Here is a 22,451-nt window from a genome sequence, read left to right on the forward strand (position 1 = left end):
GCCAGATCCCGCTTCAAAGACAGATTTTTCCTTATTTACGCTTTGACGGCGTGAAGCGGGACTCGCTCCCGCCGCAAGAGAAGGATATAATTTCCTCCATGTCTGATTTGCCTCTGTCCGCTTCCCCGGAAGCTCTTTCCACCCCCTTTTCAGCACCCCGAGCCCTTTCTTCCAACCCGGAGAAAGAGCCGTGCGCGCGGCAGTTGCAGGCGCCTCTGAAGAGGAGGCTGGAAGCGGGAATGCTGCTCCTGGCACTCGGGGGCCTGCTGGGTACAGGGATTCTCACGACACCGGCAGCCCTGGCCGGCACGCAGTCACAGGCTGAGGCCGAGGCAGAATCGGAGGCCATGCAGGCGCAGGCAAAGGCTGAGGCGCGAAAGGCAGCCAAGCAGGCGGCTCCACCTTCAGCCCTGCCAGGTGCTGAAGGCAGCAGCGATGACGATGAGCATGCCCGTGTGGACATCAACCCGACAGCCGCTCTCTTCGATGCGATCAACAAGGGTTCCATCATCGCCGCCAAGGAGGCCCTGAACCGGGGAGCGGACCCCAATGCCCACAACGTCCTTGATCAGACCCCTCTCGACATGGCGATTGATCTGGGCCGCAACGACATCATGTTCCTTCTCCTGTCGATGCGCACCTATAATCCGGACGGCCAGCTGATCACTGAAACCCATCACGGCCAGATCGGGCAGGACAGCCAGGGCAATGGCCATCTTGATGTCAGCAGCCGCGCCAATGTGGTTGCACGTGCCCGCCCGGTCCGCCCACCCCGCCCCAGCAGCGACGGGGGCCGGCCGCAGCCGCAGATCGGCTTCCTCGGCTTCGGACACTGAAAACGCTCAACACCCCCTTAATCGGCTGATAGCGCCTCAGGAAACCTGACGCGCAGCATGGCTTTCCTGCCGCAACACATCGAGCTGGACCTGCTTGCCATCGCGTTCAAAATACCAGAACGTCCAGCCATTGCATGAAGGCGCACTGGTCAGCAACGCGCCCATCTTGTGGATGGAACCACGCTGCTTGCCGGCGACCAAAGTGCCATCAGGGGCCACGCAGGCCTTGAGTCGTCCCTGCCGGTCACTCAGGATCGTGCCGGCCGGAAGGGCGCCGTTCTCCACAAAGGTTCCGAAGGGAATACGCGGCTGCTCCCGACGCGCCGGGGTGACCGCCAGCTGATCGCTCGGCAGGCATTCCACCAGTGCCAGACGGGCCAAAGCCGCCCTGAAATAATCCGGATGTCGCTCGATCGCGATATAATGCCGCCCCAGCCGCTTAGCCACAGCAGGCGTCGTGCCTGTACCACAGAAAGGATCCAGCACGACGTCTTCAGCATTCGTTGAAGCCAGGATCACGCGGTGAAGGAGGCTTTCGGGCTTCTGGGTCGGATGCAGCTTAAGCCCGTGCTCGTTGCGCAGCCGTTCATGGCCCGTGCACAGGGGCAAGTACCAGTCGGAGCGCATCTGCAGGTCATCATTGAGCGCTTTCATGGCCTGATAGTTGAACCGGTGGCGGCTTTCAGGGCTCCGGGCAGCCCAGATCAGGGTTTCATGCGCATTGGTAAAGCGGCGCCCCCGGAAATTGGGCATGGGATTGGCCTTGCGCCAGACGATGTCATTAAGGATCCAGAAGCCGAGATCCTGCAGGATCGTTCCGAGGCGGAAAATGTTGTGGTAGGAGCCGATCACCCAGATCGTGCCGTCCTTGTGCAGCAGGCGCCGCGCCTCTGAGAGCCAGTCCCGGCAGAAGGAATCATAAGCCCCGTAATCGGAAAACTTGTCCCAGGCGTCATCGACCCCATCCACCACGCTCTCATCGGGACGGCGCAGTTCGCCACGGAGCTGGAGATTATAGGGAGGATCGGCAAAAATGCAGTCAATGCTCCCCTCCGGCAGGCCGCGCATGACCTCCACACATTCACCGTGCAGAATACGGTCGAGACGCAGCTCTGCGGGGAGTGGCGGGCAGGACTTGTGACGCGACGTCATGCAGCGGACTCCGGCTGGCTGAGCATGTGGCGGATGGGGGCAAAGGACCGGCGGTGATGGCGGGTGAACCCATGATTCCGCAACCCGCCCAGATGCACCGCAGTACCGTAGCCCGCATTACGCTCCCATCCATAAGGCTGGTGCCGATGTGCCAGACGACCCATCAACCGGTCTCGCAGGACCTTGGCGATGATGGAAGCGGCGGCAATGGAAAGACTGCGCCCATCACCCTCGATCACCATCTCCACCGGGCAGTCCAGGACAGGGGCGTGTTTGCCATCCACCAGGGCCAGATCGGGCAGGCGACCCAATTTCCCGGTCAGTTGAACAAGAGCACGTTGCATGGCCAGAAAGCAGGCCTGGCTGATATTCAGACGGTCAATCTCCGCTACCGAGGCTGCGCCTACCCCGAACTTCACTTCCCGCTCTTCCATCAGAGCTTCATAGGCGCGCTGGCGTTTGCGGGCAGTCAGCTTCTTTGAATCATCCAGCATGACTGCCAGTGTTGCAGCAGGCGGCGACAGAAAGACGACAGCACTCGCCACTACGGGACCTGCCAGGGGACCGCGGCCGACTTCGTCAATGCCGGCCACGTATCCGGAATGCTTCAGCTCTAAACTGTAATCCGGCATGACCGCTCCGCCCCCGACAGCCTCACTCCTGTGAAACCCTTAAGAATCGGTTGTGAATCACTCCGACTCGAAAGAAAAGGGCTGATGCCGTTTTTTTGTGCAGAAAATCTGTCCCGAACCGCGTCCGAACCCTGGAAAGACCTTGAGCTTCTTACCATGAAACGGGCTGGCAGGCCTTTTAAAGCTGCAGCGTGTCGCTGTCTCCGCTTTCCGGCTCATCTGATGTTGAAGGCTCGGCTGGGGCAGGAGAAGGAGAGATTTTCTCGCGGTTGCCGGAGTTCCCGCCTACCGTGCCGTCGGAATCAGGGGCACTGAACAGAGACGAACCCGGCGCTGAATGATGGAACTTGCCAGCTACCAGCGTTTCCTCCAGCAGCTTGGAAAATTTCTGCTCGCTGGCGACGGCTACCAACAGCCTGAGCAGGAAAAAAAGACTGCAGCCAATCAGAAGATCGCTTCCCCTGCCGCCCAGGATGCGCCTGCGCACCCAGAAGTAGCCGGGCGCGCACAGAAACCACCAGAAGGAAGGGGGCCTGAACCCCGCCCGCTCCAGATAACGGCGGTCTGTAATGAAGGCTGTCAGCTGAATGGTCAGCACCAGCAGAAGAATTATGCTGCAGGTTGCAGGATCGGGCACACCGTGCAGATAGGTGTTGAAAGCCACGTAAAGGGGCAGGATTTCCTTTCCGAAAATGAAAATCCACCCCCACAGGGCGGGCACGGAAGCAGCCCGCACTGCTTCAGGGACCTGAGTGGCAGACAGGAGGTCAGATTTTGCCGCAGCTCTCTCCCGCTCCTGCAGGCGCGCGGAAGAAGCTGCCGACAATGACCTCAGGGGCGCGATCAGCCCGGCACGTGCGGCGGGCCGCCACTGATCGCCGAAAGAAGGCGTCCAGACAAGGGTTTGAGGCTGGATACGGCGCTGCACGATCAGACGCAGGAGCTCCCCCCGCGTTACGGGGCCGGCCGGCTGTCCGTTCTGTTCGTAAAACCACTCCATGTTTCCGAGGCCTTTTCTCTTCCGCGTCTCTGCCAAGTGCCGCCTGCTCTTCAGGACACCGGTTACAGAATGCCCCGTTAAAAACAGGCTTCCCAAACCGGTTCAAGGTCTGGAAAGCCCCGATAACAACCTGCTCTCCCTGAGCTCGGCTTTCCGGCAAACCCGGAAGAGCCGGCCAGACCTCAGCGGCGACGACGGCGAAGAAGACCGCCCACGATCAGGCCAACCACCGTCGCAATCCCCAGAGACACCAGCGGACGTTCCTGAATGAACGCAGTTGCGGCCTCGATCCGGGTTTCCCCCGCATCATAGAGATCAGCGAAATCACGCTCTGCTTTGCCCGCCAGCTGATCCATCTTACCGGTGGCCTGCAGTTTGGCGTCTCCTGTCAGGTTGCCTGCGGCTTCCTTGACATGACCAGCTGCATCCTTGAAGAGGCCTTCAACCTTTGCATTCGTGGTATCCATGGTAACGCTCCTCAGAAAATCCGTGAATAACTCTGTTTAAAGCCGCTTTCTTATTAAAGCCGCTTTCTTAAAAGCAACTTTCCGAAAAACGCCCTCTGACCAGCCAGGACCGGGAATCAGGCGAAGCCTGAATAAGCAAGCCGCGGCCATGGGCAGGTGAGCGTTTTTTCAACTGCTTTTCTGATATGACCTTCCCGCCGGAAATCTACAAGTGCGACACGCCAAAAACTTCCTTTGGCAAACCACGCGCCTGGCGGCCCCGGTCCGATACGCGTCCGCTTCCTGCTGCCCCCTCCCACAACAGGGATAGACACAGGGACAGACATGGAAATGACGCATTTGGGTGCTTCAAGCACGGCTTCGGCAGGCTATATATCCGGGTTCTGTCCATCGGCTTGGCCAACACAGTTTCAGCCTGGTTCCAGACACCCCTGAGAGCGCCATCTCAAGTACCCCCTGTTCTGACATGCTTACGGAAAGCGTTTCAGATTACAGCGTCGGTTTTGGGAACGATGGTGCAGGCGACACCTCCGAAAGCGTCATTTCCCTGTTTTTCTGACAGATCGGCGCACAGCCTCTGGGCATTCACCGCTTCCGTTCTCATATATGCAATCTGCATATTATAACGGATTTCCCTAATACTATCCCCACAGCTGGGCCCTCTGCTGATCTGGCGGCTGTCCCATGTTATTGCCTTCCCGTTTCTGACGTTCTGTCAGACCACGTTTCACAGATCCGGAAAGACGCCCTTCCATGACGACGCCCTCTCCCGCTTCTGCCCCATCCATGCCTGAACACGGGAAGACCCGCCGTCACCCGGTTGCTTTCACTTTGGTGCTTCTCGGGCTACTGCTTGGCCTCATCATCCTCTGGCGCCTGCTGCCCCACAAGAAAGCCACTGGCACCGGCCACGCCGCGCAGGCAGTGGCCGTCGCAGAAGTGGCCGCGGGAGACATTCCTGTCATCTACCAGCTGCTCGGCACTGTGGTTCCCATCGCCAATGTGACCATCACCCCGCGCGTCAACGGCTATATCGCCCGGATCGAGTACCAGGAGGGCCAGCACGTCAATGCAGGCGACGAGCTGGAACTGATCGACCCGCGGCCTTATGAAGCAGCTCTCACCCAGGCCCAGGGCGCTCTGGCCGCTGACAGGGCGCAGCTTGAAAAGGCACGGATCGATAACGGCCGTTACCAGCGCCTGCTCACCCAGAACTCAACGGCTGCCATGACGGCCAAGGACCAGCAGCTCCTGGTCAAGCAGCTTGAGGGCCAAGTCAAGTCCGACGAAGGCAATGTGCGCACCGCCCAGCTGAATCTCATGTACTGCCACATCATTGCACCCGTGACCGGGCGGATCGGTATCCGCGCCCTCGATCTCGGCAATTACGTGACGATCGGTCAGTCGGGTGGATTGGCGGTCCTGACGCAAATGCAGCCGATTTCGGTCATCTTCACCCTGCCCCAGAACACCCTGCCCGGCGTCTGGGATGAGATCCGGCAGCATGATGTCCTCACCGTGGAAGCATGGGACAGCGACAACCTGCAACGCCTGGCCACGGGCACGGTGCGTGCGCTCGACAGCCAGATCAATACCGCCACAGGCACGGTGCGCCTGCGCGGCATCTTCCCCAACAAAACCGAAGAACTCTTCCCCAATGAATTCGTCAACGCCCATCTGCACGTCAAAACCCTGAAACATGTCCTGCTCGTGCCGGGCATTTCAGTCCAGGTCGGGCCGAACGGCACCTTCACCTATGTCGTCGACAAGGACCTGCGCGTCCGGGTGCAGCCCGTCAAAACCGGTTATGCCAACGATACGCAGACCGTCATTCTCTCAGGCCTCAAGGCAGGAGACAAAGTCGTCACGGACGGCATTTCCCATCTCAAGCCAGGTGCCAAGGTCACGATTGTCGCCCGTGACAGAAGCACACCCTCGGCCCTCTGATCCTGCTCTCCCCAACTGGTCCGGCACCCATTACGCCGGTCTGAAAAACGTTCTTTCCCGAAGACATTCCTCCCGTTCCCTGTCGGAAGTTGAAGCCGCGTGAATCCCTCCCGCATCTTTATCGAACGCCCGATCGCCACCAGCCTGCTCATGGTGGCGCTCCTGCTCTCCGGCCTGCTGGGATGGAGGTTCCTGCCCGTGGCGGCCCTGCCGCAGGTGGAGTATCCGACCATCGTGGTCTCCACCTTCTATCCCGGCGCCAACCCCGACGTGATAGCCACCTCCGTCACCGCCCCGCTGGAGACCCAGCTGGGGCAGATGGCGGGCCTGTCGCAGATGACCTCGCAATCCTCCAGCGGCGCCTCGGTCATCACCTTGCGCTTCAATCTCAGCATGAGCATGGATGTGGCGGAGCAGGAGGTTCAGGCCGCCATCAACAATGCGGGCTCGCTCATTCCAAGCGATCTGCCCACTCCTCCCATCTACGCCAAGATCAATCCGGCCGATGCGCCGGTCATCTCCCTGGGGATCACCTCCAGCATCATGCCGCTGCCGGAGGTGGAGGATTACATCAACACCCGGCTGCAGCAGAAGCTGAGCCAGATCCCGGGTGTCGGGCTTGTCTCCCTGGCTGGCGGCAACCGCAAGGCCTACCGGATTCAGGTCAACATTCCCAAGCTGACTTCCTACGGGATCGCGCTTGATACAGTCCGCACCATCATCGGAACGGTGAACGTCAACTCCCCGACCGGCACCTTCGACGGGCCGCGCTATGCCACCACCCTGCGCATGGACGGCCAGATCAGCTCGGTTGACCAGCTTCTCGACCAGGTGATCGCCTATCAGGACAACGGTCCCATCCGCCTGCGCGATGTCGCCAATGTGGTGGAAGGGGCAGAAAACACCCAGCTTGCCGCCTGGGCCAATGCCACCCACGGACTGATCCTGGCCGTCCAGCGCCAGCCCGGCGCCAATGTCATCGATGTGGCCGACAGTGTCCGCGCTGCGCTGCCGCGCCTGCGGCTAGACCTGCCGCCCGGCATCGACATCATTCCCCTGACCGACCGGACCCTGACCATCCGCGCCTCGATCCATGATGTGGAGCTGGATCTGGCCCTGGCCGTCTTTCTGGTCGTGGCCGTCATCTTCCTGTTTCTCAGGAGTGTGCCGGCCACCATCATTCCGGCCCTTTCAGTGCCCCTTTCGCTCATCGGCACGCTGGGCGTCATGGACCTGCTGGGGTTTTCACTGGACAACCTGTCGCTGATGGCTCTGACGATTGCCGCAGGCTTTGTCGTGGATGACGCCATCGTGGTGATCGAAAACATCTCCCGTTTCATCGAAATGGGCGATGACCCCATGACGGCCGCGCTGAAGGGCTCGCAGGAGATCGGCTTCACCATCATCTCGCTCACCCTTTCGCTCATCGCGGTGCTGATTCCCCTGCTTTTCATGAGCGATGTCGTGGGACGGCTCTTTCATGAATTCGCCATGACGCTGTCGATCACTATCGTTCTGTCAGCCATCATCTCGCTCACTCTCGTGCCCATGATGTGCTCACGGATGCTCAAGCCGGAGATGAAAGACCCCGAGCTGCCGGATGGCCAGCTGCCCCCAGGCGCGCCCCACAGCTTCTGGAAACGCCTCTGGCTGCGCCTGGTGGGCGAGGATTTCCGGCTGATCCGGAAGGTCATTTCCGCCTATGACCGCAGCCTGGACTGGGTGTTCGACCACCAGAAGCTTCTGCTGGCCAGTTTCCTGGCCACCATTGCCCTGACAGGTATTCTGGCCTGGTACATTCCCAAGGGCTTCTTCCCCGTTCAGGACACGGGGCTTGTGCAGGGCATTTCCGAAATGGCCGAGACCATTTCCTTTGCGGGCATGGCGGAAAAGCAGCAGGCTCTGGGCCGTGAACTCCTCAAGGACCCTGATGTGCAGAGCCTGTCCTCGTTCATCGGCATCGACGGGCAGAACATGACCCTCAATGTCGGGCGGTTCTACATCAACCTGCGCCCGCGCGAGGCCCGCACCTCATCGCTGACGGCCATTCTGGCGCGCCTGTCCAAAGTGAGCGAGAAAGTGGTGGGCACGAAACTCTACGTGCAGCCTGTGCAGGACATCACGCTTGATACAGCAGTTTCAGCCATGGCCTACCAGTTCATTGCCGAATCCCCCAGCCAGAGTGATTTCGATCGCCTGATGCCGAAACTGATGGCAGGCCTTCAGACGCTCCCTGTGCTGGGCGACGTGGCGGATGACCTGCAGCCGGGCGGGCTGACCGCCAAGCTCACGCTCGACCGCACTGACGGCGCGCGCTACTCCATCACCCCCCAGACCGTTGACAACCTGCTCTATGACAGTTTCGGCCAGCGCCAGGTCTCGACCATCTACACGCAGTCCAATCAATACCGCGTGGTGCTTGAGGCCCTGCCCCAGCTGCAACATGGCCTGACCTCCCTGTGGCAACTTTACCTGCCGGGCATCGCAGGGGATGCGGGCGCCAGCACTTCCGGCCCGACCCGCCAGCCGACCTCAGGGCTCGTGCCGCTGCTGCAGGTCACCCATCTGAGCAAGGAGTCTTCCCCCCTTCTGCTGACCCGCTACAACCAGTTTCCGGCCAGTATCGTTTCCTTCAACGTCGCTCCGGGCCACGCGCTGGGGGAAGCAGTCACCGCGATTGAAGAAAAGCGCGCCGCGCTGCATCTGCCTGCTAGCTTCCACACTGAGTTCCAGGGCACGGCAGCGGCTTTCCAGACTTCGCTTGGGCATGAACTCTCGCTCGTCGCCATTGCTCTGGTAGTGATCTACATCGTCCTGGGCGTGCTTTACGAGAGTTACAGCCAGCCGCTGACCATTCTCTCCACCCTGCCCTCGGCAGGCGTCGGCGCGCTTGTGGGGCTGGAGCTCTTCGGCATGCCGCTGGATATCATGGGGGTCATCGGCATCGTGCTGCTGATCGGCATCGTCAAGAAAAACGCCATCATGATGATCGACTTCGCCCTGCAGGCCGAGCGCGAAGACCATGCCACTCCCCTGCAGGCCATTCGCCAGGCCGCCGTGCTGCGTTTCCGCCCCATCCTCATGACCACGCTGGCTGCTCTTCTGGGAGCGCTGCCGCTCATGCTGGGCACGGGCACAGGCGCTGAGCTTCGCCGGCCCCTGGGTGTCTCCATTGTCTGCGGTCTGATGCTGTCGCAGCTTCTGACCCTGTTCACCGTGCCTGTCATCTACCTGTTCATGGACCGGCTGGGCGCACGCACGCGAGCGCTGTTCAAACGCAGCCCGCGCGCTGCAGGGCAGAGACCGGGAGAAACGGCCTCATGAAACTCGTCCGCTTCTTTATCCTGAGACCCGTCGGCACCACCCTGCTGACGATTGCCATGTTCCTGGCCGGGATCCTGGGCTACACGCAGCTGCCCGTCTCCGAGCTGCCGAAGATGACCTTTCCCATCATCATGGTCTCAGCCCAGCAGCCAGGTGGTTCGCCCTCGGAAATCGCCAGCACCATCGCCGCCCCCCTTGAGCGCCACCTGGGCGCGATCGCCGGCATCCGGGAGCTGACCTCCACCTCGACGATCAACCAGGCGCGCATTCTGCTGCAGTTCGACCTGTCGCGCAGCGTCACGGGCGCAGCCCAGGACGTTGAAGCGGCCATCCGCGCCGCGCGCCAGGACCTGCCCACAAGTCTGCGCACCAATCCGCGTTACGTTGAAGCCAATACCGACGGCGCCCCCATCATGGTGCTGACCCTGACCTCCCCCACCCGAACCCCCCAGCAGCTCTACGACTATGCCAGCAACGTCATCGTGCCGGGGCTGAGCCAGGTGGAAGGGGTCGGCAGCGTTGACCTGCATGGCAGCGCCCTGCCTGCCGTGCGGGTGGAGATCAATCCTCTCCGCCTCTTCAGCTACGGCATCGGTTTCGAGGATCTGCGCGCTGCCCTTGCCTCGGCCAATGCCCACACCCCCAAGGGGTTCCTGGATCTGGCTGACCAGCGCTACATGCTTGCCACCAATGACCAGGCAGAGGAAGCCAGCGCCTACCGCGATCTCATCGTCGCCTACCGCAACAGCCAGCCGGTCCGCCTGACGGACGTGGCTGATGTCATCAACGGGGCCGAAGACCTGCGCCAGGCAGGCTATGTCAACGGCAAGCCGGATATCATCTGCCTGGTTTTCGCCAAAAGCGACGCCAACGTGATCAAGACTTCCAACCAGATCAAGGCCCGACTGCCCCAGCTGCGCGAAGCCCTGCCCAGCGATACCGACTTCTCCATCCAGCTTGATGACTCGCTTACGATCCGTGCCTCCCTCTCCGACACGCAACGCACCCTGATCCTGGCCATCGTCCTGGTGGTGCTGGTGGTCATGATCTTTCTGCTCAACCCCAGCAGCACCCTGGTGCCGGCTATCGTCGTGCCGGTTTCCATCGTCTCGACCTTCGCTGTCATGGCCCTGCTCGGCTACCAGCTCGACATCCTCTCCCTGATGGCACTGACGATCGCCACCGGATTTGTCGTGGATGACGCCATCGTGGTGCTGGAGAACATCACCCGCTTCATGGAGATGGGCCATCCACCTGAGGAAGCGGCGATCCTGGGCGCAGGTGAAGTGGCGTTCACAGTCTTTTCCATTACGCTCTCCCTGATCGTCGTCTTCCTGCCCATCCTGCTGATGGATGGCATCGGAGGCATGTTTTTCCATGAATTCGCCATGACGCTGGTCATCGCACTCAGTGTGTCTCTGGTCCTCTCGCTCACCCTTACCCCCATGCTCTGCGCCCAGCTTCTGCGCCCCGAAACGCTGGACGACACGGGAAACCTTCCATCCACGGGCAAAGCCGGCTGGAAAGCGCGCCTGACCCGTTGGGCAGCATGGCTGGAAAGACAGCAGCACAGGCTGACCGATGCCTATTCCCGCTCCCTCGATGTCGCGCTGCGCTACCGGCGCTGGCTGGTGATGAGTATTCCCATCACCATCGCGCTTGCCATCGCCCTCTTCATGGTGCTGCCCAAGGAGCTGTTCCCGCAGGAAGACGAAGGCATGCTGATGGGCCGTCTTGTGACTGACCCCGACATTTCCTTTCATGCCCTCCAGGAACTGACGCGCCGCGTTGAGATACGCATCGCCAAGGATCCGAACATCGTCAGCGTCATCGGCGGCGTTGGCGGGCGCTCGACCAATTCGGTCAATCTCTTCATCACCCTCAAGCCGCTGAAAGAACGGACTGCCCCCGTTTCAGTGACCATCGAGCACCTCAACCAGCTTTACCGCAACACGCCTGGAGTCAGCCTGCGCCTGCGCCTGCCTTCAATGATCGGCGGGGGTGCGCGCTCTGCAGACGGGCTTTACCAGTATACCCTGCAGGGCAGTTCAGCTGAGGAACTGGCCCAGTGGGCGCCGCGTGTCGTGACCGCGCTCAGCAAGCTGCCCATGCTTCAGGACGTCAACTCCGACATGGAGAAGAACGGACGCGGCGTGACCCTCGTGCTCAACCGGGATCTGGAGGCTCGCTATCTCATCACGCCGCAGCTGGTGAGCAATGTCATTTACGACGCTTTCAGCCAGCGCTCGGCCTCCATTATCTACAAGCCCCTCAACCAGTACCGCGTCATCATGGAAGCGGCACCGCGCTACTGGCGCAGCCCGACCTTTCTGCAGCAGATGTGGGTCAGTGTGGCAGGGGGCACCCCTGCAGGCGGCACGGCCTCCAACAACATCCGCGTGCGCCTGCCCGACCAGACCTCCGACAAGCTTTCGGAAAGCCAGCTGTCCTACCGCAACGCGATGGCCAACGCGCTGGCAGGCGGGGCTTCCGCCTCCAACGGTGCGGCCGTGACGACGAGTGCGGAAACAATGGTGCCCCTGTTGCAGACCGGTAATCTGGTGCCCAGCGCCACGCCGCTTTCAGTCAATCACCAGGGCGAGTTCGTCGCCGTTACCATCTCGTTCAATCTCGCGCCCAAGGCCGCGCTGAGCGATGCCATGAAGGCCGTCAATGACACCATGGTCAGCCTGGGGCTGCCACACGACATCCAGGGCGGCTTCGCAGGCAGTGCCGCTGATTATGACAAGACGGCCGGACGCGAGCCCCTGCTCATCCTGGCCGCCCTGGTGGCCGTCTACATCGTTCTGGGCATCCTCTATGAAAGCCTGATCCATCCACTGACCATTCTTTCTACCCTGCCCTCGGCAGGGGTCGGCGCGCTTCTGGCAGTCTTCCTCTTCGGTCAGACCTTCTCGCTCATGACCTTGATCGGCATTATTCTGCTGATCGGCATCGTCAAGAAAAACGCCATCATGCTGGTCGATTTCGCCATTATCGATGAACGTCACGGAGCCAGCGCGGAGGAAGCGATCAAAAAAGCGAGCCATCTGCGTTTCCGACCCATTCTCATGACCACTCTGGCTGCTGCTCTCGGTGCGCTGCCTCTCCTGCTGAGCAAGGGATATGGCTATGAATTGCGTCGTCCGCTCGGAGTGGCCATTCTGGGCGGCCTTTGCCTGAGCCAGCTTCTGACCCTCTACACCACCCCTGCCGTTTATCTCACTCTTGATCGCCTGGCGGCCAGCATGCGCCGCCGCACCCGTCAGCTGCGCGCCGCTCTGCCTTTCTGATGGCTCTTCTCGCACTTTCTTCCCGCCCAGGCATGTCATGGCCCCCGGAGCTTTCATGAGCCGTTTCACCCCCACTGCCTTGCTTTCCCTGCCCACTCTGGCCCTGCTGGCTTTGGCAGGCTGTATGGTCGGCCCGAACTATCACCGACCTGCTGCCATCGTCTCGCCCAAGCTCAAGGAAGCTCAGCCCCCGCCGGGCTGGGTAAAGGCGCAACCGGATATGGCCATGTTCCCGAAAGGAGACTGGTGGACGATTTTCCATGATCCGCTGCTCGACAAGCTGGAACACCGCGTCGCCACTTCCAACCAGAGCCTGAAGGAATACGTGGCGCAGTATCACAAGGCAGCGGCCATGATCGATTCGATCCGCGCCAACCTGTTTCCGACCATCAACGGCAAATTCAGCTTCGGCCATACGATGCACGGTGCCTATTCCACCAACAGTGCAACCGGCGGATCGACGGGTTATTACACCAAGGGCGGAAGCCGCTCCATTTCCAGCAACAGCTGGGATTTCGGGCCGAGCGCCAGCTGGACCATTGACGTCTGGGGGCAGATCCGCCGCCAGGTGCAGGAACAGGTCACAGCCACGCAGGCAAGTGCGGCACAGGTGGCCAACATGAAGCTCTCCTATGAGCTGCAGCTGGCTGAAGACTATTTCGACCTTCGTTACCAGGACAGCCTGATCGCGCTCTACGCCCGCAACGTCAAGCTCTACAGGCACAACCTGGATATCCTCGAAAACCAGCTGGCCGCCGGTGTGGCAGACCCGGCCAGCGTGCTGCAGGCGCGCTACCAGTATCAGGGCGTTGAAGCCAGTCTGGCCAATGCCCATGTGGCCCGTGCCCAATATGAACACGCCATTGCCGTTCTGGCCGGAATGCCACCTGCAGAGCTGACCATTCCTCCAGCGCCTCTGCCCAGCACGCTGCCGCCCCCGCCGCTCGTGGTGCCTTCCACCCTGCTTCAACGCCGCCCTGACATCGCACAGGCTGAGCGGGAAATGGCCAGCAACAATGCGGAAATCGGCTATGAAATCGGCGCTTTTTATCCGCAGATCACCCTGAGCTCCAATTACGGCTACAGTGGCAATCCCATCACGCAGCTCTTCCGCCTGGCTACGGAAAGCTGGGAGGCCGGTGCCGGTGCCACGGAAACCATTTTTGAAGGCGGCTCACGCACGGCAGCTGTCAGGGGCGCACGGGCTGATTATGCCAATGCGGTGGCGGCTTATCGCCAGACGGTTCTGACAGCCTTTCAGCAGATCGAAGACCAGCTGTCCAATCTGCGTTACCTTGGCGAGCAGATGGGGCTTGAGAAACAGGCTGTCAAAAGTGCTGATGAAGCAGTGCGCGTTTCGATGAACGAGTATCTGGCCGGCACCCAGATCTACACCACCGTGATCAGTGCCCAGCAGACTGCTCTGCAATATGAGCAGACATGTCTTCAGATCCAGGAACAGCGCTACCAGTCTGAGCTCAACCTGATAACGGATCTGGGAGGTGGCTGGAGCGTCAAGGACCTGCCCACCAAAAACCAGCTTCAGCAGGACAATCCCTTCCTGCCTTCCTTCATTCAGCCCAATATCGACGGCGCCCCCAATATGGGTACCACGCGTCAGAGCCTGGCTGGAAAATAACAGGGAATTTTCCTGCCAGACACCCAGAAGCAAAAACCCCGCACTCTTTTCGAGGCGGGGTTTTCCGATCGGCAGGATTTTCCCGCTGACTCAGGCTTACTTTGAATGATCGTGGCAGCCCTTCTTTTTACGGCAGCAAGGCCTGCGGCCCAGCATAATGCCGACAATCAGCGCCCCCACTGTCCAGAGCCATGGGCGGTCAATGACCATGTCGCGCACGGTTTCACTGACCTGAGAAACGACAGGGCAGCATCTGTCTTTGAGGCAGCTGCCATTAACGCCAGAATTCATGGGATTCTCTCCAGACTTTCTGCAAGGCTGTCTTAAACCGCGCTTTCTTTCCTGAACATTCTCTGGGCAGTGGGAAAAGCACGCAAAAGCCAGCAAACTGAAAAACAAAATAGACTGGAAGCTAGTGCTTCCAGTCTATTCATATTGGGTCGCTCTTCCTGCCCCGCAAGACAGTAGGAGAGATCAGGCCGCTTCCTGTTCAGCAGAAGCCTGGACAGGACCGCTATCCTTGCCTTTTGCAGACACGTCACGGTCCACCAGCTCGATAACGGCCATGTCGGCATTATCACCATAGCGCACACCGGCCTTCAGAACACGGGCATAACCTCCAGCCCGCTTGGCATAACGATCAGCCAGAGTGGAGAACAGCTTCCGCACGATATCTTCATCACGCAGCTGGGCAAAAGCCTGACGACGCGCATGCAGGTTACCGCGCTTGCCGAGCGTGATCAGCTTTTCAACAACCGGACGAAGTTCCTTGGCCTTCGGCAGGGTCGTTGTGATCTGTTCGTGCTTCAGCAGGGCGACAGCCATGTTGCGAAACATGGCAGCACGGTGTGAAGAGGTAACGTTGAGCTTACGACCGCTCATATTATGGCGCATTTTCTTTCCCTAATCCTTGCCTGTGGCTTCCCAGCCTGGGCTTTGCGGCCTGAAGGGCCGACTGAGGTTTTCCAATCAGAATGTTTCGTCAAGACGACGTGCAAGATCCTCGATGCTCTCGGGCGGCCAGGCCGGAACGTTCATTCCCAGAGACAGCCCCATTCCCGTCAGCACTTCCTTGATCTCATTCAGTGACTTACGGCCGAAATTCGGCGTCCGGAGCATTTCCTGCTCGGTTTTCTGCACCAGATCGCCGATATAGACAATATTGTCATTCTTCAGGCAGTTGGCACTACGGACGGAAAGCTCAAGCTCATCCACCTTGCGAAGCAGGTGACGGCTGAAGGGCAGATCATCCTGGGGCTCTTCATGCTGGACCGGACGGGGTTCGTCAAAATTGATGAAGAGCTGGAGCTGGTCCTGCAGGATGCGCGCCGCAAGCGCCACACCATCTTCAGGTGAAACTACCCCGTTCGTTTCAACGGTCAGGAGCAGCTTGTCATAATTCGTCACCTGCCCCACGCGGGTCGGTTCGATCTTGTAGGAGACACGCTTGACCGGAGAATAGATGGCATCAATGGGGATCAACCCGATCGGCGCATCTTCAGGACGGTTCTCCGATGCCGGAACATAGCCCTTACCACTATTGACGGTGAATTCCATACCCAGCTTGACGTCATCATCAAGGGTACAGATCACCAGATCGGGATTGAGGATCTCGATATCAGGGCCCGTCTGGATCTGACCCGCTGTCACTTCACCGGGACCGGTGGCGGTCAGCAGCATGCGCTTGGGGCCTTCACCATGCATGCGGATCGCCATCTGCTTGACGTTCAGAACGATGTCCGTCACATCCTCACGCACGCCGGGGACGGAAGAGAATTCATGCAGAACGCCGTCAATCTTGATGGCCGTTACCGCAGCACCCTGCAGAGAGGACAGGAGGATACGACGCAGGGCATTGCCAATAGTCAGACCGAAGCCGGGTTCCAGCGGATCAGCCACAATGGTGGCAACCTGTGACGGAACGGAACCGGGCTGTACTTCAAGCTTCTCGGGTCTGATGAGGGACTGCCAGTTTTTCTGGAGAACCAAGGTCATGGCCTTTCAAACAACGAAGCCCGCCGAAAGGAGGGCATCAGGCCGGCACCGTGTGGCGCGGCGCGAACTTCACAGGCATGATCCCCCGCGCCTTCAGGCCCGGGGGACCGCCACGCTCTCAGACGCGGCGACGCTTGCGCGGACGGCAACCGTTATGCGGAACGGGCGTCACATCGCGGATTGATGTGATGGTGAACCCGACCGCCTGAAGGGCACGCAGCGCGCTCTCACGCCCCGATCCAGGGCCTGAAACCTCGATCTCAAGGGTTTCCATGCCATGCTCACGCGCCTTGCGACCAGCGTCTTCAGCAGCCACCTGAGCAGCGTAAGGGGTGGACTTACGGGACCCCTTGAATCCCTGTGCCCCGGAAGAAGACCATGCAATGGCATTCCCCTGCGCGTCCGAAATGGTGATCATCGTATTGTTGAAGGTCGACAGAACGTGCGCAACACCGGAAATGATGTTCTTACGCTCTTTTCTGCGGATACGGGGGGCTGCCTTGGCCATATTCTTTCTGTCCTAAATAGTTTGCTGAAGCGCGAAAAATGCCACGTCTGATTAACGGGTGGCTTTTTTCTTGCCGGCAATGGCCACAGCCTTGCCCTTGCGGGTCCGGGCGTTGGTATGCGTGCGCTGCCCATGAACGGGCAGACCGCGACGGTGACGCAGCCCGCGATAGCAGCCCAGATCCATCAGACGTTTGATGTTCATCGCCGTCTCGCGGCGCAGGTCGCCTTCAACGCGGAACTCGCTGTCAATCAGATCACGAATGCGGGTGATCTGGTCGTCAGACAGCTCATTCACACGCGTAGGAGCGGGAATCTCAAGCTTTTCGCAGATGACTTCCGCCGTGGACGGCCCGATGCCGTAGATATAAGTCAGACCGATGACCACACGTTTGTTGGTCGGAACGTTTACGCCGGCAATACGTGCCACGCCAATTCTCCCATCAACGCGGCATTTCTGATCCGCGTCTCCATGTTTCTTTTTCCCGACTGGAAGTGTGGTCCCCAGGACGCCACACTCCTCTGCAGAACGATTCTAGCTCGCGCGAGCTGCGTTCGATACGTGCTCGGCGGAATATACTGCCCAGCACGGCAAGTCAAACTCTAACGATCACTTTTTCGTGATCTGTGTCAAGTCTCTCCGATCTCAGCCTACGCCCTTACCGGTCTCCTGCTCTTGCGAAGCACGGACCTGCTGAAGCAACTGGTCGATTTCACCAGCCACCTGATCAACGGCCTGCATGCCGTCCAGACGCTTGAGACGCCTGTTCTGCTCGTAATAAGGCAGAATAGGCGCCGTCTGAGCCCGGTAGGTTTCCAGTCGTTTGTGAATCACTTCAGGCTTATCATCGGCCCGCCGTGAACCGTCTTCGCCCTGCCGCGCCGCCAGTCGCGCAATCAAGGCCTGCTCGTTCACATCCAGCAGAATGACTTCATCAATCCGCAACCCTCTTTCCTCCAGCATACGGTCAAGAGCCACAGCCTGGCTCTCGGTCCGCGGAAAGCCGTCAAGAATGAAGCCCTTCTGGCAATCAGGCTGGGAAATACGCTGGGAGATCATTTCAATCATGATGGCGTCAGGCACGAAATGGCCCTTCTCCATCAGCTCCTGAACTTCACGTCCCAAAGGGGTATGCGCCTCAACCTCGGCGCGCAGCATATCACCTGTGGAAATCTGCTTCAGGCCCCAACGCGCTTCAAGGCGCTTGGCCTGTGTCCCCTTGCCTGCCCCTGGAGGCCCAAGAAGAATGATATTCATCGTGCGCTCCTGCTCCTGTTGCGCTGCCGGGTGCCGCCCCGGTTACGCTGCTGGCGAATCAGGCCCTGATACTGGTGCGCCACCAGATGGGACTGCACCTGACTGACCGTGTCGATCGTCACCGTCACAATAATGATCAGACTTGTACCGCCGAAATAGAATGGCACGTGATACTTGTTGATCAGGAACTGCGGCAGCAGACATACCAGCACCATATAGCCCGCGCCGATTGCCGTCAGGCGCGAGAGAATGCGGTCCAGGTACTCGGCTGTGGCCTTGCCGGGGCGGATACCCGGAATGAAACCGCCCTGCTTGCGCAGGTTTTCAGCTGTTTCCTCGGGATTGAAAGTGACCGCCGCATAAAAATACGAGAAGAAAACGATCATGACGGCATAAAGCGCCATGTAGAGAGGCTGCCCCTGCGAAAGCCACTGACCGATCCGTCCCAGAATTCCGGTGCTGTTATGCATGAAACCGGCCAGAGTGGCAGGAATCAGCAATACAGAGGAGGCAAAGATCGGGGGAATGACACCAGCCGTGTTCACTTTCAGCGGCAGATGGGTTGTATCGCCGCCGTAAATGCGATTACCGACCTGACGCTTGGGATATTGAATCGTCACGCGGCGCTGCGCCAATTCCATGAAGACGATAAACGCCACCACCCCCAGGGCCGCCACCAGGAATATAATGACAAAAAGGGGAGACAGCGCCCCTGTCCGACCCAGGTCCAGCAGACTCATCATGGCCTGGGGCAGATTAGCGACAATACCGGCAAAGATGATCAGCGAAATGCCGTTACCAATGCCGCGAGCGGTAATCTGCTCTCCGATCCACATCAGGAACATGGTCCCCGTCACCAGGACCACCACATAGGTCAGCAGGAACATCGGACCGGGCGAAATAATGGCGCTCAACCCGTTAGCCGTTCGCAGACTGCCCAACCCCATGGCAAAGCCATAAGCCTGAATAACCGCGATCACCACTGTCAGGTAACGGGTATATTGATTCAGTTTCTGTCGGCCGCTTTCCCCGTCCTTTTTCAAAGTCTCCAGTGAAGGCAGAGCGGTCGAGAGCAGCTGGACGATAATGGAAGCACTGATATAGGGCATGATGTTCAGGGCAAACACAGTCATGCGCCCCAAGGCGCCACCTGTGAACATGTCGAACATCCCCAGAATGCCGCTCTGGTTCTGGGAGACGATCTGCCCCAGCACAGCTGCATCAATGCCGGGTACCGGAATATAGGTGCCAAGCCGGTAGATGATCAGCGCACCCAGGGTGAACCAGATGCGCTTTTTGAGTTCGGTCGCTTTTGAAAAAGCTTTTAAATTCAGGTTGGCAGCAATCTGTTCCGCAGCGGAAGCCATCTCCCCATCCTTTCAAGAAAACAGCGCCGCCGCACACCGTGCGGGACGCCGTTAACTAAATCATCCAGCTCCTGCCCCTCCGAGGGAAAGAACCTCAGGCTGCTTCCTGGGTCTCTTCCTTGGGGGCGAGAATCTTGACGCTGCCGCCGGCTTTTTCAACAGCAGCCTGAGCCGCCTTCGAGGCGCCCGCCACTTCAAAATTCACCGGCTTGTCCAGCTCACCCTTGGCAAGGAGACGCACACCGGCCAGACGGTGATGATGACGCACCACACCCGCGTCACGCAAGACCTGCAGGGAAATGGGCGCGGAAGCGGAAAGCTTGCCCTCCTCCAGAGCCTGGGCAATCTGTCCCAGATTCACCACCGCATATTCCTTACGGAAAATATTGACGAAGCCACGCTTCGGCATACGGCGGTAAATGGGCAGCTGACCACCTTCAAAGCCATTCAGAGCCACGCCCTTACGCGCTTTCTGACCTTTATGGCCCTTGCCGGAAGTCTTGCCCTTGCCGGAACCGATGCCTCGGCCCAGACGCTTCTTGCGATAACGCGCGCCATCATTGTCGCGCAGTTCGTTCAGGTTCATATCACCCCTCCACCTTAAGCAGATGGGCCACCTTGCGGATCATGCCGCGCACAGCTGGCGTGTCTTCCAGCTCACGGGAAGAGCCGATACCGCGCAGGCCCAGGCCCTTGATCGTTTCCGCCTGTCCCGGCTTACGTCCGATGACGGAAGCAATCTGGGTGACGCGGACTGTCTTATGCTCAGACATTGGCGCCCTCCCCTTCAGACTGTTCGCGACGGCCGAAGATCTCGAAAGTCTTTTTACCACGACGCGCGGCCACCTGACGGGGGCTGCTGGCGCGCTGCAGCGCATCGAACGTAGCCTTGATCATGTTGTGTGGGTTACGGGTGCCCAGGCTCTTGGTCACTACGTCACTGACCCCTAGACTCTCGAAAACCGCACGCATAGGACCGCCGGCGATAATTCCGGTACCTGCTTCGGCAGCGCGGACCACTACCTTGCCAGCGCCGAAATGCCCGTTGGCATCATGATGCAGCGTACGACCCTCTTTAAGGGGCACACGGATCATGTTGCGACGCGCACGTTCGGTTGCCTTGCGGATGGCTTCCGGAACTTCGCGGGCCTTGCCGGCTCCGTAGCCGACCCGGCCCTTCTGATCACCGACAACAACCAGCGCTGCAAAAGCGAAACGACGGCCGCCTTTGACGACCTTCGCAACACGATTGATGGTCACCAGCTTGTCGACGAGCTCATCACCCTGCTCGCGATCACGACCGCCACGGCCGCCTTCTCTTGGCTCACGTGCCATGTGTGATCCTCCTTAGAATGAGAGCCCGCCCTCACGGGCAGCCTCTGCCAGGGCTTTGACCCGGCCATGATAGAGATAAGAGCCGCGATCGAACACGACTTCCTTGACGCCTGCAGCAACAGCCCGTTCAGCCACCAGCTTGCCGATGGCAGCTGCAGCTTCAATATTCGCACCGCTCTTGCCGTTGTCACGGACCGCTTTTTCAAGCGTCGAGGCGCTGGCCAGAGTATGACCACGGGCATCGTCAATGACCTGAGCGTGAATCTGTTTGTTGGAGCGGAAGACCGACAAACGCGGCCGGCCGCCGCTCTTGCGACGCAGCTGGAAACGCAACCGCTTGCGGCGACGTTCCTGCAATCCTTGCAGCGATGCCATTACTTCTTCTTCCCTTCCTTACGACGCAGAACTTCAGTGTCATAACGCACACCCTTGCCTTTATAGGGCTCCGGCTTGCGGAAGCTGCGGATATCAAGTGCCACCTGCCCGACACGCTGCTTGTCATTACCTTCAACCAGAATGGCTGTCGGACGTGGGGTGGTGATCTTCACATCAGACGGAATCGGATAGATCACGTCATGCGAATAGCCAAGGTTCATGACCAGATTAGATCCCTGCACGGCGGCACGGAAACCGGTTCCCTGGATTTCGAGCCCCTTGGAGAACCCCTCGCTCACACCCTTGACCATATTGGCCAGCAGAGCGCGCGTGGTTCCCCACATTGCAGCCCCTTCTCCTGAGCGGGTGGTTACAGGAGTCACGACAACCTGATTGCCTTCCACCTTCACCTCGACAAAAGGGGTCAGGGGCAGCTTCAGTTCACCGCGCTTGCCTTTAACCGTGCAGACACCGTCATTGACGGTCACCTGGACACCGCTCGGCAGCTCGACAGGACTTTTACCTACGCGAGACATGCTTTCCTCCTCAGAAAACGCGGCAGAGGACCTCACCGCCAACATTGGCAGCGCGGGCCTCGACGTCAGAAAGAACGCCACGGGGGGTGGAAAGGATGGATACACCGAGACCGGCGTAAACGCGCGGCAGTTCCTTGATCTTGGAATAAACTCGGCGGCCGGGACGGGAGACGCGATGAAGCTCACGGATGACAGGCTGGCCGTCAGCATATTTCAGCTCAATGTTGAACTGCGAGATTCCCTTGCGCACTTCCTCGGAAGAGTAACCGCGGATATACCCTTCACGCTTGAGGGCTTCCAGCACGCTTCCGCGCAGCTTGGAGGCCGGAGCAACGCAGGTGGCATGACGGGCACGCTGGGCGTTGCGGATCCGGGTGAGCATATCACCCAGGGGATCAGACATGGACATGCAGAATACCCTTTACCAGCTGGCTTTGACCATGCCGGGAATCTGTCCCGTCGAGGCCAGGTCACGCAGTGCGATACGGCTTATCTCGAACTTGCGGTAGTTCGCGCGGGGACGGCCAGAAACCTTGCAGCGCAGACGCACGCGTGTCTGAGACCCGTTACGTGGCATCTGAGCCAGTTTCAGGGTCGCTTCAAAGCGCTCTTCCACAGGCAGTTCGCGATTATTGATGATATTCTTGAGCGCGGTCCGCTTCGCCTTGTCGCGCTTCGCCATGGCGGCGCGGCGATTGTTGCGGTTGACCGCAGAGACTTTTGCCATTTTCGATTTCTCTCCCGGAACCTGTCAGGCCCATCCTGACGGTTTTCCAAACAGTGTTCTT

22 protein-coding genes are annotated in these 22,451 nt (G+C 59.6%); 5 read left to right on the plus strand and 17 right to left on the minus strand.

The genetic code is table 11. The features are described from left to right. The first annotated feature begins 98 nt into the window (after window positions 1-98). Entirely contained in the window at window positions 99-836 is a 738-nt protein-coding gene (locus tag E3E11_RS08545) for an ankyrin repeat domain-containing protein (protein ID WP_231118949.1), read from the plus strand. 36 nt (window positions 837-872) lie between these two features. Here E3E11_RS08545 and E3E11_RS01660 read toward each other — a convergent pair whose 3' ends face one another. From E3E11_RS01660 to E3E11_RS01675, 4 genes are all read right to left on the minus strand, one after another. Then, the gene (locus tag E3E11_RS01660; protein ID WP_141450881.1) at window positions 873-1,988 is read right to left on the minus strand and encodes a site-specific DNA-methyltransferase; all 1,116 of its coding nucleotides are present in this window, start codon (window positions 1,986-1,988) and stop codon (window positions 873-875) included. Beyond that, window positions 1,985-2,620, minus strand: coding sequence for a ribonuclease HII (locus tag E3E11_RS01665; protein ID WP_141450883.1), 636 nt, complete (start codon window positions 2,618-2,620; stop codon window positions 1,985-1,987). The genes E3E11_RS01660 and E3E11_RS01665 overlap by 4 nt, the downstream gene beginning before the upstream one ends. Before the next feature lie 178 nt (window positions 2,621-2,798). Beyond that, complete coding sequence (locus E3E11_RS01670) at window positions 2,799-3,620, minus strand: DUF4339 domain-containing protein (protein ID WP_141450885.1); 822 nt, start codon at window positions 3,618-3,620, stop codon at window positions 2,799-2,801. Window positions 3,621-3,802: 182 nt separating this feature from the next. Continuing rightward, window positions 3,803-4,087, minus strand: coding sequence for a CsbD family protein (locus tag E3E11_RS01675; protein WP_141450887.1), 285 nt, complete (start codon window positions 4,085-4,087; stop codon window positions 3,803-3,805). 753 nt (window positions 4,088-4,840) lie between these two features. On the opposite strand from E3E11_RS01675, the gene E3E11_RS01680 reads away from it, so the two are divergent. The 4 genes from E3E11_RS01680 (at window position 4,841) to E3E11_RS01695 (ending at window position 14,290) form a co-directional block, all read left to right on the plus strand. After that, window positions 4,841-6,034: an efflux RND transporter periplasmic adaptor subunit gene (locus E3E11_RS01680; RefSeq protein ID WP_141450889.1), complete on the plus strand. Its 1,194-nt coding sequence runs from the start codon at window positions 4,841-4,843 to the stop codon at window positions 6,032-6,034. A 99-nt stretch (window positions 6,035-6,133) separates the two neighbouring features. Beyond that, window positions 6,134-9,358, plus strand: coding sequence for an efflux RND transporter permease subunit (locus tag E3E11_RS01685; RefSeq protein ID WP_141450890.1), 3,225 nt, complete (start codon window positions 6,134-6,136; stop codon window positions 9,356-9,358). Beyond that, window positions 9,355-12,651, plus strand: a complete 3,297-nt coding sequence (locus tag E3E11_RS01690) for an efflux RND transporter permease subunit (protein ID WP_141450892.1) — start codon at window positions 9,355-9,357, stop codon at window positions 12,649-12,651. Before E3E11_RS01685 ends, E3E11_RS01690 begins: the two co-directional genes overlap by 4 nt. A gap of 55 nt (window positions 12,652-12,706) precedes the next feature. Next, window positions 12,707-14,290, plus strand: a complete 1,584-nt coding sequence (locus tag E3E11_RS01695) for an efflux transporter outer membrane subunit (protein WP_141450893.1) — start codon at window positions 12,707-12,709, stop codon at window positions 14,288-14,290. A 474-nt stretch (window positions 14,291-14,764) separates the two neighbouring features. Here the strand turns inward: E3E11_RS01695 and rplQ are convergent, their stop codons facing one another. The 13 genes from rplQ to rpsN form a co-directional block, all read right to left on the minus strand. After that, window positions 14,765-15,184: a 50S ribosomal protein L17 gene (gene rplQ, locus E3E11_RS01700; RefSeq protein WP_141450894.1), complete on the minus strand. Its 420-nt coding sequence runs from the start codon at window positions 15,182-15,184 to the stop codon at window positions 14,765-14,767. Window positions 15,185-15,259: 75 nt separating this feature from the next. Next, entirely contained in the window at window positions 15,260-16,279 is a 1,020-nt protein-coding gene (locus tag E3E11_RS01705) for a DNA-directed RNA polymerase subunit alpha (protein ID WP_141452046.1), read from the minus strand. A gap of 124 nt (window positions 16,280-16,403) precedes the next feature. Continuing rightward, window positions 16,404-16,793: a 30S ribosomal protein S11 gene (rpsK, locus tag E3E11_RS01710; protein ID WP_141450895.1), complete on the minus strand. Its 390-nt coding sequence runs from the start codon at window positions 16,791-16,793 to the stop codon at window positions 16,404-16,406. 51 nt (window positions 16,794-16,844) lie between these two features. Next, window positions 16,845-17,222: a 30S ribosomal protein S13 gene (rpsM, locus tag E3E11_RS01715; protein ID WP_141450897.1), complete on the minus strand. Its 378-nt coding sequence runs from the start codon at window positions 17,220-17,222 to the stop codon at window positions 16,845-16,847. Between the two features lie 216 nt (window positions 17,223-17,438). After that, window positions 17,439-18,050 carry an adenylate kinase gene (locus tag E3E11_RS01720; protein WP_141450898.1) on the minus strand — a complete coding sequence of 204 codons (612 nt, stop codon included), beginning with the start codon at window positions 18,048-18,050 and terminating at the stop codon, window positions 17,439-17,441. Then, the gene (secY, locus tag E3E11_RS01725; protein WP_141450900.1) at window positions 18,047-19,417 is read right to left on the minus strand and encodes a preprotein translocase subunit SecY; all 1,371 of its coding nucleotides are present in this window, start codon (window positions 19,415-19,417) and stop codon (window positions 18,047-18,049) included. Before secY ends, E3E11_RS01720 begins: the two co-directional genes overlap by 4 nt. Before the next feature lie 94 nt (window positions 19,418-19,511). Beyond that, window positions 19,512-20,003, minus strand: coding sequence for a 50S ribosomal protein L15 (gene rplO, locus E3E11_RS01730; protein ID WP_141450901.1), 492 nt, complete (start codon window positions 20,001-20,003; stop codon window positions 19,512-19,514). A gap of 1 nt (window position 20,004) precedes the next feature. Next, on the minus strand, window positions 20,005-20,190 hold the full coding sequence (gene rpmD / locus E3E11_RS01735; RefSeq protein WP_141450902.1) for a 50S ribosomal protein L30: 186 nt from the start codon (window positions 20,188-20,190) through the stop codon (window positions 20,005-20,007). Further along, complete coding sequence (rpsE, locus tag E3E11_RS01740) at window positions 20,183-20,752, minus strand: 30S ribosomal protein S5 (protein WP_141450903.1); 570 nt, start codon at window positions 20,750-20,752, stop codon at window positions 20,183-20,185. The genes rpmD and rpsE overlap by 8 nt, the downstream gene beginning before the upstream one ends. A 12-nt stretch (window positions 20,753-20,764) precedes the next feature. After that, complete coding sequence (gene rplR / locus E3E11_RS01745; RefSeq protein WP_141450905.1) at window positions 20,765-21,127, minus strand: 50S ribosomal protein L18; 363 nt, start codon at window positions 21,125-21,127, stop codon at window positions 20,765-20,767. Then, the gene (gene rplF, locus E3E11_RS01750) at window positions 21,127-21,663 is read right to left on the minus strand and encodes a 50S ribosomal protein L6 (RefSeq protein ID WP_141450908.1); all 537 of its coding nucleotides are present in this window, start codon (window positions 21,661-21,663) and stop codon (window positions 21,127-21,129) included. Before rplF ends, rplR begins: the two co-directional genes overlap by 1 nt. A gap of 10 nt (window positions 21,664-21,673) precedes the next feature. Next, complete coding sequence (gene rpsH / locus E3E11_RS01755; RefSeq protein ID WP_141450910.1) at window positions 21,674-22,072, minus strand: 30S ribosomal protein S8; 399 nt, start codon at window positions 22,070-22,072, stop codon at window positions 21,674-21,676. Window positions 22,073-22,084: 12 nt separating this feature from the next. Next, window positions 22,085-22,390 carry a 30S ribosomal protein S14 gene (gene rpsN, locus E3E11_RS01760; protein ID WP_141450911.1) on the minus strand — a complete coding sequence of 102 codons (306 nt, stop codon included), beginning with the start codon at window positions 22,388-22,390 and terminating at the stop codon, window positions 22,085-22,087. Window positions 22,391-22,451: the final 61 nt, after the last annotated feature.

This window comes from Oecophyllibacter saccharovorans (genome assembly GCF_006542375.1).
Lineage (GTDB): Bacteria > Pseudomonadota > Alphaproteobacteria > Acetobacterales > Acetobacteraceae > Oecophyllibacter > Oecophyllibacter saccharovorans.